At 71.7% G+C, this 10,167-nt stretch carries 7 protein-coding genes; all 7 read left to right on the forward strand.

Annotation, left to right across the window (positions count from 1 at the left end; all coding sequences use genetic code 11):
* The first annotated feature begins 264 nt into the window (after positions 1–264).
* The 7 genes from mreC (at position 265) to IF61_RS0113020 (ending at position 10,001) form a co-directional block, all read left to right on the forward strand.
* Positions 265–1,197 carry a rod shape-determining protein MreC gene (mreC, locus tag IF61_RS0112990; RefSeq protein WP_030366495.1) on the forward strand — a complete coding sequence of 311 codons (933 nt, stop codon included), beginning with the start codon at positions 265–267 and terminating at the stop codon, positions 1,195–1,197.
* Positions 1,198–1,200: 3 nt separating this feature from the next.
* Positions 1,201–1,830, forward strand: a complete 630-nt coding sequence (gene mreD, locus IF61_RS0112995) for a rod shape-determining protein MreD (protein ID WP_030366496.1) — start codon at positions 1,201–1,203, stop codon at positions 1,828–1,830.
* A 136-nt stretch (positions 1,831–1,966) separates the two neighbouring features.
* Positions 1,967–4,105 (forward strand): penicillin-binding protein 2, encoded by a 2,139-nt coding sequence (gene mrdA / locus IF61_RS0113000; RefSeq protein WP_030366497.1) that lies wholly within the window; start codon positions 1,967–1,969, stop codon positions 4,103–4,105.
* Positions 4,102–5,301: a rod shape-determining protein RodA gene (gene rodA / locus IF61_RS0113005; protein ID WP_030366498.1), complete on the forward strand. Its 1,200-nt coding sequence runs from the start codon at positions 4,102–4,104 to the stop codon at positions 5,299–5,301. Before mrdA ends, rodA begins: the two co-directional genes overlap by 4 nt.
* A gap of 230 nt (positions 5,302–5,531) precedes the next feature.
* Positions 5,532–7,085: a CYTH and CHAD domain-containing protein gene (locus IF61_RS0113010; RefSeq protein ID WP_030366499.1), complete on the forward strand. Its 1,554-nt coding sequence runs from the start codon at positions 5,532–5,534 to the stop codon at positions 7,083–7,085.
* A gap of 64 nt (positions 7,086–7,149) precedes the next feature.
* Positions 7,150–9,075 (forward strand): TIGR03960 family B12-binding radical SAM protein, encoded by a 1,926-nt coding sequence (locus IF61_RS0113015; RefSeq protein ID WP_030366500.1) that lies wholly within the window; start codon positions 7,150–7,152, stop codon positions 9,073–9,075.
* A 140-nt stretch (positions 9,076–9,215) separates the two neighbouring features.
* Complete coding sequence (locus tag IF61_RS0113020; RefSeq protein ID WP_030366501.1) at positions 9,216–10,001, forward strand: TIGR03936 family radical SAM-associated protein; 786 nt, start codon at positions 9,216–9,218, stop codon at positions 9,999–10,001.
* Positions 10,002–10,167: the final 166 nt, after the last annotated feature.

A 10,167-nucleotide genomic window follows, 5' to 3' on the forward strand; every position in this document is an offset into this window, starting at 1 on the left:
GTGCGCCGGGGCCTCGGCCGGAGAGCGGCGCTCCGGCGCCGTGGCGCCGCCTCGGAGCACCGCTCCGGGACGTCGCCCGGGGGGCCACGCCCGGCGCGTTCCACCCGGCGGGGGACCGGCGCCACCCCCTTGGCAGGGGGCGGTGCCAAAGCCACCCGGCGTACCACCGCTGCCGGGAAACAACCTGATATACAGGCACAACGCTCCGGATGACCGGCCCGCCCCGCAGCCCGCCGGTCCTACGAGAAGGGCACGCCGCCGCACGTGAGGGACACACGAGAGAGCCGGCTGCTGCTGGTGCTGCTGGTCGCCATCGCCTTCGCACTGATCACGGTCGACATCCGTGGCGGTGAGCGGTCCCCGCTCGACGGCGTCCGGCACGCGGCGGCCTCCGTCTTCGGGCCCGTCGAGAAGGGCGTCGCCTCCGCGGTCGACCCCGTCGGCAACGCCGTGGCGGCCGTGCGTGACTCCGACGAGCGGCACAACCGCATCAGCGCCCTGGAGCGCGAGAACACCAGCCTCAAGCAGCGGCTCGGCAGCGACGACCGCAACCGCGGCCGGGCCGCCGAGCTCGACGCCATGCTCAAGACCGCCGGCCGCGGCCAGTACGGCATCAAGGGCGCCCAGGTCATCGCCATAGGCGCGGCCCAGGGCTTCTCCTGGACCGTCACCATCGACGCCGGCAGCCGCGACGGCATCAAGCGCGACATGACCGTCCTCAACGGCGACGGCCTCGTCGGCCGCGTCACCACCGTCGCCCGCGACACCGCGACCGTGCTGCTCGCCAACGACCCCAAGTTCACCGTCGGCACCCGCATGGAGAAGAGCGGCGAGCTCGGCTTCGCCAACGGCCAGGGCGCCGGCGTCCTGCGCGTCGAACTGCTCAACGGCAAGGCGGCCGTCCAGCCCGGCGACCGGCTCGTCACCTTCGGCTCCAGCCGCGACAAGCCGTTCGTGCCCGGCGTCCCCGTCGGCGAGGTCACCCGCGTCGAGCCCGCCGGCGGCAGCCTCACCCGCACCCTCCAGGTCCGCCCCTTCGTCGGCTACAGCAAGCTCGACATCGTCGGCGTCGTCGTCGAACCCCCGCGCACCGACCCCCGCGACACCGTGCTGCCGCCCAAGCCGGAAGCGCCCAAGCCCACGCCCACCGTGACCGTCACGGTCACGCCCTCCGCGAGCGCCAAACCCGAGGACTGACCGATGCGCCTCAACCGGATCCTGCTCTCGACCGCGCTCGTGGTGGTCGCCCTCGTCGTGCAGGTCACCGTCCTGGCACGGCTCCACCTGCCGGGCGCCGTCCCCGATCCACTCCTCCTCGTCGTGGTCGGGCTCGCCCTCGTCCACGGCCACACCAACGGCGCCGTCGTCGGCTTCGCCGCCGGTCTGCTGGCCGACCTGGCCCCGCCCGCCGACCACGCCACCGGCCGGTACGCCCTCGTGCTGTCCGTCGTCGGCTACCTCGTCGGCCTCGTCCGGCCCGAGACGGGCAAGCTGCGCTCCGCCACCGTGCCCATGCTCGTCGTCGTGGCCGCGGCCGTCGGCTCCACGCTGCTCTACGCGGGCGTCGGCTCCCTCGTCGGCGACACCGCCGCCCGCAACGTCGGCCTCACCAGCCTCGTCTTCACCGCGGCCCTCTACGACCTGCTGCTCGCGCCCTTCGTCGTCCCGCTCGTCATGGCCATGGCCAGGCGCGTCCAGAACGACCCGCTGACCGCCGACGGGCCCAGCACGATGGGGGGATCGCGCACGAGCCGCGTCAGCGGCCAGCGCACGGGCATGCGCATGGGGATGCGCCGGCCCGGCCGCCTCAAGGGGATGAAGCGGCTGTGAGCGCCCGCCCGTCTCCCACCGCCACCCTGCACGAGACCCTTCGCGCCACGCCTTTCGACGGCGCGGCCGCCGGGCCGCACCCGATCACGGTGCCCGCACCTCTGCGCCGTGCGGGCGGAGAAGCGAAGGGGGCACTGTGACCAACCTTCCCGACTCGGGGCGGACCTCGCGCGTCACCATCCGCCTCATCGTCATCCAGATCCTCGTCTTCTCCCTCCTCCTCACCCTCGCCGGCAGGCTCTGGTACCTCCAGATCCGCAACGGCGACGAGTACACCGCCGAAGCCGCCGACAACCACATCCAGCAGGTCGTCGCCCCCGCCACCCGCGGCTCGATACTGGACGCCCGCGGCGTCCCCCTCGCCGACAACGAGACCCGCCTCGTCGTCTCCGCGAGCCGCACCGACCTGATGAAGATGAAGGACCGCGGCCGCACCGTCCTCGCCCGCCTCGCCGGCGTGCTGAACATGAAGCCCGAGGACGTCGCCGCCAAGGTCCGGCTCTGCGACGCCAAGACCCCCAAGCCCTGCTGGGCCGGCTCGCCCTACCAGCCCATCCCCATCACCGACGAGGCCACCACCCAGCAGGCCCTGCAGATCCGCGAGCGCGCCGAGGACTTCCCCGGCATCACCGCCGAACCCACCGCCGTCCGCCGCTACGCCGGCCCCGGCGGCTCCAACACCGCCCAGGTCCTCGGCTACCTCTCGCCCGTCACCGACGAGGAGATCACCAAGGCCAAAGCCGGACGCTCCCCGCTGCTGCGCTCCGACCAGGTGGGCCGCTCCGGCCTGGAGCGCCAGTACGACTCCCAGCTGCGCGGCAAGGCAGGCGTCACCCGCTACGAGGTCGACAACCTCGGCCGCGTCATCGGCAAGGCCAAGAGCGACAAGGCCGTCCCCGGCGCCAACCTCGTCACCAGCATCGACGCCCGCGTGCAGGCCATAGCGGAACGCGAGCTGGACCAGGCGATGAAGGACGCCCGCAAGGAGGTCGACAAGAACACCGGCACCAACTACAAGGCCGACGCCGGTGCCGTCGTCGTCATGGAGGCCAAGACCGGCCGCGTCGTCGCCATGGCCTCCAACCCCACCTACGACCCCAACGCCTGGGTCGGCGGCATCTCCGCCAAGGACTACCAGAACCTCACCGGCAAGGACTCCGGCTTCCCGCTGCTCAACCGCGCCATCCAGGGCCAGGCCGCCCCCGGCTCGATCTTCAAGGTCATCTCCGCCACCGCCGCCGTCAACGCCGGCTACGGCTTCAACGACAACTACAACTGCTCGGCCTCGTACAGCATCGGCAACCAGGTCTTCAAGAACTTCGAGTCCAAGGGATACGGCCCCATCAACCTCGGCCGCGCCCTGGAGGTCTCCTGCGACACCGTCTTCTACGACCTGGCCTACCGCCAGTGGCAGAAGGACGGCGGCAACAACCCCAAGCACCCCGCCGACTGGTTCTACAAGACCGCGCACGAGTTCGGCCTCGGCAAGGAGACCGGCATCGACCTCCCCAACGAGGTCACCGGCCGCGTCCCCGACCGCGAGTGGAAGAAGAACTACTGGGAGGCCAACAAGGACTCCTGGTGCAAGCAGGGCAAGACCGACACCAGCTACGCCGGCCAGATCGCCAAGGAGAACTGCGAGTCCGGCATGCGCATGCGCGCCGGTGACTCCGTCAACTACTCCATCGGCCAGGGCGACACCCTTGTCACCCCCCTGCAGATGGCCACCATCTACGCCGGCGTCAGCAACGGCGGCACCCTCTGGAACCCCACCGTCGGCAAGGCCGTCATCAGCCCCGACGGCCGCACCGTCCACGAGATCGCGCCCCAGTCCCACGGCAAGCTGCCGTTCGACAAGAGGACGCGCGACCAGATCGACGGCGCCCTCGCCGGCGTGGCCACCCAGGGCACCGCCGCCTGGCGCTTCGAGGGATGGCCCCAGAAGGAGATCCCGATGCACGCCAAGACCGGCACCGCCGAGGTCTACGGCAAGCAGACCACCTCCTGGTTCGCCACCTACACCGGCGACTACGCCGTCGTCATGACGATCTCCCAGGGCGGCACCGGCTCCGGCGCCTCCGGCCCCGCCGTGCGCAACATCTACAACGCCCTCTACGGAGTCGACGAGAAGGGCAAGATCGACGCCAAGAAGGCGCTCCTGCCCCACCCGGAGACCGGGCTGCCGAAGATCGAGAAGGACGGCACCATCGAGGCCCAGCCCATCGAGCCGGCCCCGCCCAGCCCCTCGGCCCGGAAGGAAGAGCAGGACTCGTGACCACCACCGGCGGTTACCGCGCCCGCCGCTACAGCCCCGAGCGCTCCGCCTGGGGCCGGCTGACCGCCCGCGACTCCGTCATGCGCCGCCTCGACTGGGTGATGGTCTGGGCCGCCCTCGCCCTCTCCGGCATCGGCACCCTCCTCGTCTACTCGGCCACGCGCAACCGCACCGAGCTCAACCAGGGCGACCCGTACTACTTCCTGCTCCGCAACATCCTCAACACCGGCATCGGCCTGGGCCTGGCCGTCGGCGCCGTCTGGGTCGGCCACCGCGCCCTGCGCGGCGCCGTCCCCATCCTCTACGTCATCTCCGTCCTGCTCACCGTCGCCGTCCTCACCCCGCTCGGCGCCACCATCAACGGCGCCAGGTCCTGGATCCAGCTCGGCGGCGGCTTCTCCCTGCAGCCCTCCGAATTCACCAAGATCACCATCGCGCTGGGCATGGCGATGCTGCTCTCCGCCAAGGTCGACGCCGGCGAGCGGCTCCACCCCGACCACCGCACCGTCGTCGAGGCCCTCGGCCTCGCCGCCCTGCCGATCGCCGTCATCCTGCTGATGCCCGACCTCGGCTCCGTGATGGTCCTCGTCGTCATCGTCCTCGCCGTGCTCCTGGCCTCCGGCGCGTCCAACCGCTGGGTCGCCGGCCTGCTCGGCACCGGCGTCCTCGGCTGCATCCTCATCTGGCAGCTCGGCGTCCTCGACGAGTACCAGATCAACCGCTTCGCCGCCTTCGCCAACCCCGCGCTCGACCCCTCCGGCGTCGGCTACAACACCAACCAGGCCCGCATCGCCATCGGCTCCGGCGGCCTCCTCGGCTCCGGCCTCTTCCACGGCTCCCAGACCACCGGCCAGTTCGTGCCCGAGCAGCAGACCGACTTCATCTTCACCGTCGCCGGCGAGGAGCTCGGCTTCGTCGGGGCGGGCGCGATCATCTTCCTCGTCGGCGTCGTCATCTGGCGCGCGTGCCGGATCGCCCGCGAGACCACCGAGCTCTACGGGACGATCGTGGCGGCCGGGATCATCGCCTGGTTCGCCTTCCAGTCGTTCGAGAACATCGGCATGACGCTGGGGATCATGCCGGTCACGGGGCTGCCGCTGCCGTTCGTGTCGTACGGGGGGTCGTCGATGTTCGCGGCGTGGATCGCGATCGGACTCCTGCAGTCGATCAAGGTCCAGCGACCGGTTTCGGCGTAGAACCGGCCCGGGGCGCGTCGGCCCGGGTGGCCGGACATTCCACCGGACGCTCGCCGCGGGGGGTTGCCCGCCGTGGCGGCGGGCTTGTTCTTCGCGCCGCAACGGCACGGCCGCGATGTTTCTTCCGCCGCAGCAGTGAGCAACCACCACGTCGTGGACCGGCGGTGCCGGACCCGCCCGCGGCGTGAAAAGGGCTGCCCCCTGGGGCACAAGCGCACTACATTCGCCTTATGGCGGACACTCTGCGCGAGGTCGAGCGGAAGTACGAAGCCGACACCCCCGCGGCAGCGGCCTCGCTGCCCGACCTGAGCCGGGTCGCCGGCGTCGCGGCCGTCACCGGCGAGGGACCGCACAAACTCGACGCCGTCTACTACGACACCGCGGACCGGCGCCTCGCCGCGGCCGGCATCACCCTGCGCCGCCGCACCGGGGGCTCCGACGAGGGCTGGCACCTCAAGCTCCCCGTCGCCCCGGGCGTGCGGGACGAGATCCGGGCGCCCCTCTCGCCGGACGTGCCGCGGGCCCTCGCCGCCCTCGTCCGGGCCCGCGTCCGGCACGTCCCGCTCGTGCCCCTCGTCCGCATCCGCTCCCGCCGCACGATCAGCCGGCTCCTCGACGCACAGGGCACGCTCCTCGCCGAGGCCAGCGCCGACAAGGTCAGGGCCGACCGGCTCGGCGACGGCGGCCGCAGCGCCCGCTGGACCGAGTTCGAGGTCGAACTCGGCGGCGGCACCGACCCCGCCTTCCTCGACGCCGTCGAGAAGCGCCTCCGCAAGGAGGGCCTGCACCCCTCCGACGCGCCGTCGAAGCTGGCCAGGGCGCTGCAGGAGACGGCCGGCAAGAAGAAGGCGGAAGAGAAGAAGGCGGCAGAGAAGAAGACGGAAACGGACCGCGGGCCCGCCACCGCCGGCGACCACGTCCTCGCCTACGTACGGCAGCAGACCGACGCCCTCCTCGCCTACGACACCGCCGTCCGCCGCGACGCCGAGGACTCCGTCCACCAGATGCGCGTCGCCACGCGCCGCCTGCGCAGCGTCTTCCGCTCGTACGGCGACGTCCTGGACCGCAAGGTCACCGACCCGCTCGGCGCGGAACTGAAGTGGCTCGCCGAGGAGCTCGGCGCGGACCGGGACCGCGAGGTCGTCACCGCCCGTCTGAAGGACAGCCTCGCCGGGCTGCCGGGCACGCTCGCCCTCGGGCCCGTCCGCGCCCGGCTGCGGATCTACGCCGCGGGCCGTGCCAGGGGCTCCCGCAAGCGCGTCCTCGCCCTCCTCGACGGCGAGCGCTACCTCGCCCTCCTCGACGCGCTCGACGCCCTCCTCGCCGGCCCGCCGCTGCGGCGGGCCGCCGCCCTGCCCGCGCCGGAGGTCCTGGCCGGGGCCGTCCTGCACGACTACGAGCGGCTGGCGGGCCGCGTCGAGAAGGCCCTGGAAACCGGCCCCGGGACCGCGCGCGACACCGCCCTCCACGAGGCTCGCAAGGCGGCCAAGCGCGCCCGCTACGCCGCCGAGGCCGCTCGGCCGGCCCTCGGCAAGCCCGCCAAGCGCTTCACGTCCCGCATGAAGGACGTCCAGACGCTCCTCGGCGACCATCAGGACAGCGTCATGACCCGGTCCGCCCTGCGCGCGCTCGCCGTCCGGTCCCACGCGGCGGGGGAGAGCACGTTCACACTGGGGCTGCTGTACGGGCGCGAGGAACAGAGCGCGGCCCGGTACGAGCGGGAGCTGCCGGAGGTGTGGCGCGAGGCGTCCCGCAAGCGGTACCGGGCCGATCTGCGACCGTGAGGGGCCGCTCCGCGGGCACGTTACCCTTGAGGGTCACCCCCTTCCGCTCATGAGAGACATTGCGATGCCTGTCGAGTCGGTCTTCCCGCGCCTCGAAGCTCTCCTCCCGCACGTGCAGAAGCCCATTCAGTACGTCGGTGGCGAGCTGAACTCCACCGTCAAGCCCTGGGACGAGTGCGACGTCCGCTGGGCCCTGATGTACCCGGACGCGTACGAGGTCGGCCTGCCCAACCAGGGCGTCATGATCCTGTACGAGGTCCTCAACGAGCGGGAGGGCGTCCTCGCCGAGCGCACGTACAGCGTGTGGCCGGACCTCGAGGAGCTCATGCGCGAGCACGAGGTCCCGCAGTTCACCGTGGACAGCCACCGGCCGGTCAAGGCGTTCGACGTCTTCGGTCTGAGCTTCTCCACCGAGCTGGGCTACACCAACATGCTCACGGCCCTGGACCTCGCGGGCATCCCGCTGGAGTCCAAGGACCGCACGATCGACGACCCGATCGTCCTCGCGGGCGGCCACGCGGCCTTCAACCCCGAGCCGATCGCGGACTTCATCGACTGCGCGGTCATCGGCGACGGCGAGCAGGCCGTCCTGGAGATCACCGAGATCATCCGGGCCTGGAAGGCCGAGGGCCGCCCGGGCGGCCGCGAGGAACTGCTGTTCCGGCTCGCGAAGACGGGCGGTGTGTACGTCCCGGCGTTCTACGACGTCGAGTACCTGCCGGACGGCCGCATCGGCCGCGTCGTGCCCAACAAGTCCGGCGTGCCGTGGCGCGTGTCCAAGCACACCGTCATGGACCTGGACGAGTGGCCGTACCCGAAGCAGCCGCTCGTGCCGCTCGCGGAGACCGTCCACGAGCGCATGTCCGTCGAGATCTTCCGCGGCTGCACCCGCGGCTGCCGCTTCTGCCAGGCCGGCATGATCACGCGCCCCGTGCGGGAGCGAAGCATCACCGGCATCGGCGAGATGGTCGACAAGGGTCTCAAGGCGACCGGCTTCGAGGAGGTCGGCCTCCTGTCGCTGTCCTCCGCCGACCACACCGAGATCGGTGACATCGCGAAGGGCCTGGCGGACCGGTACGAGGAGGACAAGATCGGTCTGTCCCTCCCGTCCACCCGCGTGGACGCCTTCAACGTCGACCTCGCCAACGAGCTCACGCGCAACGGCCGCCGCTCCGGTCTGACGTTCGCCCCCGAGGGCGGCTCCGAGCGCATGCGCAAGGTCATCAACAAGATGGTCTCGGAAGAGGACCTGATCCGCACCGTCTCCACGGCGTACGGCAACGGCTGGCGCCAGGTGAAGCTGTACTTCATGTGCGGCCTGCCGACCGAGACCGACGAGGACGTCCTCCAGATCGGCGACATGGCGGTCAACGTGATCGCCAAGGGCCGCGAGGTCTCTGGCTCCAACGACATCCGCTGCACCGTCTCCATCGGCGGCTTCGTGCCCAAGCCGCACACGCCGTTCCAGTGGGCCCCGCAGCTCTCCGCCGAGGAGACGGACGCCCGCCTGGCGAAGCTGCGCGACAAGATCCGCGGCGACAAGAAGTACGGCCGCTCGATCGGCTTCCGCTACCACGACGGCAAGCCCGGCATCGTCGAGGGCCTGCTCTCGCGCGGTGACCGCCGCATCGGCTCCGTCATCCGCGCCGTGTACGAGGACGGCGGCCGCTTCGACGGCTGGCGCGAGCACTTCAGTTACGACCGCTGGATGAAGTGCGCCGAGCGGACGCTGCCCGAGCAGGGCGTGGACGTCGCCTGGTACACGACGCGCGAGCGCACGTACGAGGAGGTCCTGCCCTGGGACCACCTGGACTCCGGTCTCGACAAGGACTGGCTCTGGGAGGACTGGCAGGACGCGCTCGACGAGACCGAGGTCGAGGACTGCCGCTGGACGCCGTGCTTCGACTGCGGCGTCTGCCCGCAGATGGACACGTCCATCCAGATCGGCCCGACGGGGAAGAAGCTGCTTCCGCTCTCCGTCGTCAAGTAGGAACGTTTGTTCGAGCGGGGGCCCTGCCGGGTTGGCAGGGCCCCCGCGGCACGTACTCTAGGTAGCAGTACGACCGCACTCACGAAGGAATCAGACCACTGGGCAAGCGACAGCCCGAAGGCCCGCCGCCCGCACCCGCGGTGCAGCGCATCCGCCTGCGCTACACCAAGCGCGGCCGCCTCCGGTTCACCAGCCACCGTGATTTCCAGCGCGCCTTCGAGCGGGCCCTGCGCCGGGCCGAGGTCCCCATGGCCTACTCGGCGGGGTTCACCCCGCACCCGAAGGTGTCGTACGCCAATGCCGCACCCACCGGCACGGGCAGCGAGGCCGAGTACCTGGAGATCCAGCTCGCCGAGGTCCGCGAGGTCGAACAGCTGCGCAAGCTGCTCGACGAGTCCCTGCCCGCCGGGCTGGACATCACGGACGCCGTCGAGGCACGGACGTCCTCCTTCGCCGAGCGGCTGGAGGCCTCCGTCTGGGAGCTGCGGCTGGACGGCGTGGAGCCCGCGGACGCCGAGCGCGCCGTGGCGGCGTTCCTCGCGGCCGGGCAGGTGGACGTCCAGCGCCGCACCAAAAATGGGTTGCGGACCTTCGACGCACGTGGCGCCGTGGTCCGGCTCGAGGCGCGGGACGCCGCGGCCGATAGGCCCGGCGACGGTCCCTGTGCGATACTGCGGCTGGTTGTTCGGCATGCCACACCCGCCGTTCGACCCGACGACGTCCTGTCCGGTCTCCGCGCTACGGCCGACCTGGCGCCGCCGGTCCCCGCTGCGGTGACCAGGCTGGCGCAGGGGCTGCTCGATGAGGAGTCCGGCACGGTGACCGACCCGCTCGCGCCCGACCGCGATGCCGCCCCGGCCTTCCCCACCACGGCCGCCGGGCCGAGCCCCGCCGGCGGCGCGCAGGTGCCGGAAGGTTCCGCGTAAGGACGGCCGTCGAAGCGCCGCCGGACACCAGGGAGCCACCCGGTGCGGCAGGCGCACTGACCAGGAGACTTTCGCCGGTCCCGAGGACATGGTTCGGGCCCGGCGAGCGAGACGACAGCTCCCGTGCGGCGACCGCGCCCCGGACGGCGGTACCGCGCTCATCACG

Source organism: Streptomyces roseoverticillatus (assembly GCF_000719265.1).
GTDB classification, from domain to species: domain Bacteria; phylum Actinomycetota; class Actinomycetes; order Streptomycetales; family Streptomycetaceae; genus Streptomyces; species Streptomyces roseoverticillatus.

Coding starts and splice junctions, on each gene's coding strand:
- mreD (WP_030366496.1), top strand. CDS start 1,201: ATGCGCCTCAACCGGATCCTGCTCTCGACCGCGCTCGTGGTGGTCGCC.
- IF61_RS0113010 (WP_030366499.1), top strand. CDS start 5,532: ATGGCGGACACTCTGCGCGAGGTCGAGCGGAAGTACGAAGCCGACACC.
- IF61_RS0113015 (WP_030366500.1), top strand. CDS start 7,150: ATGCCTGTCGAGTCGGTCTTCCCGCGCCTCGAAGCTCTCCTCCCGCAC.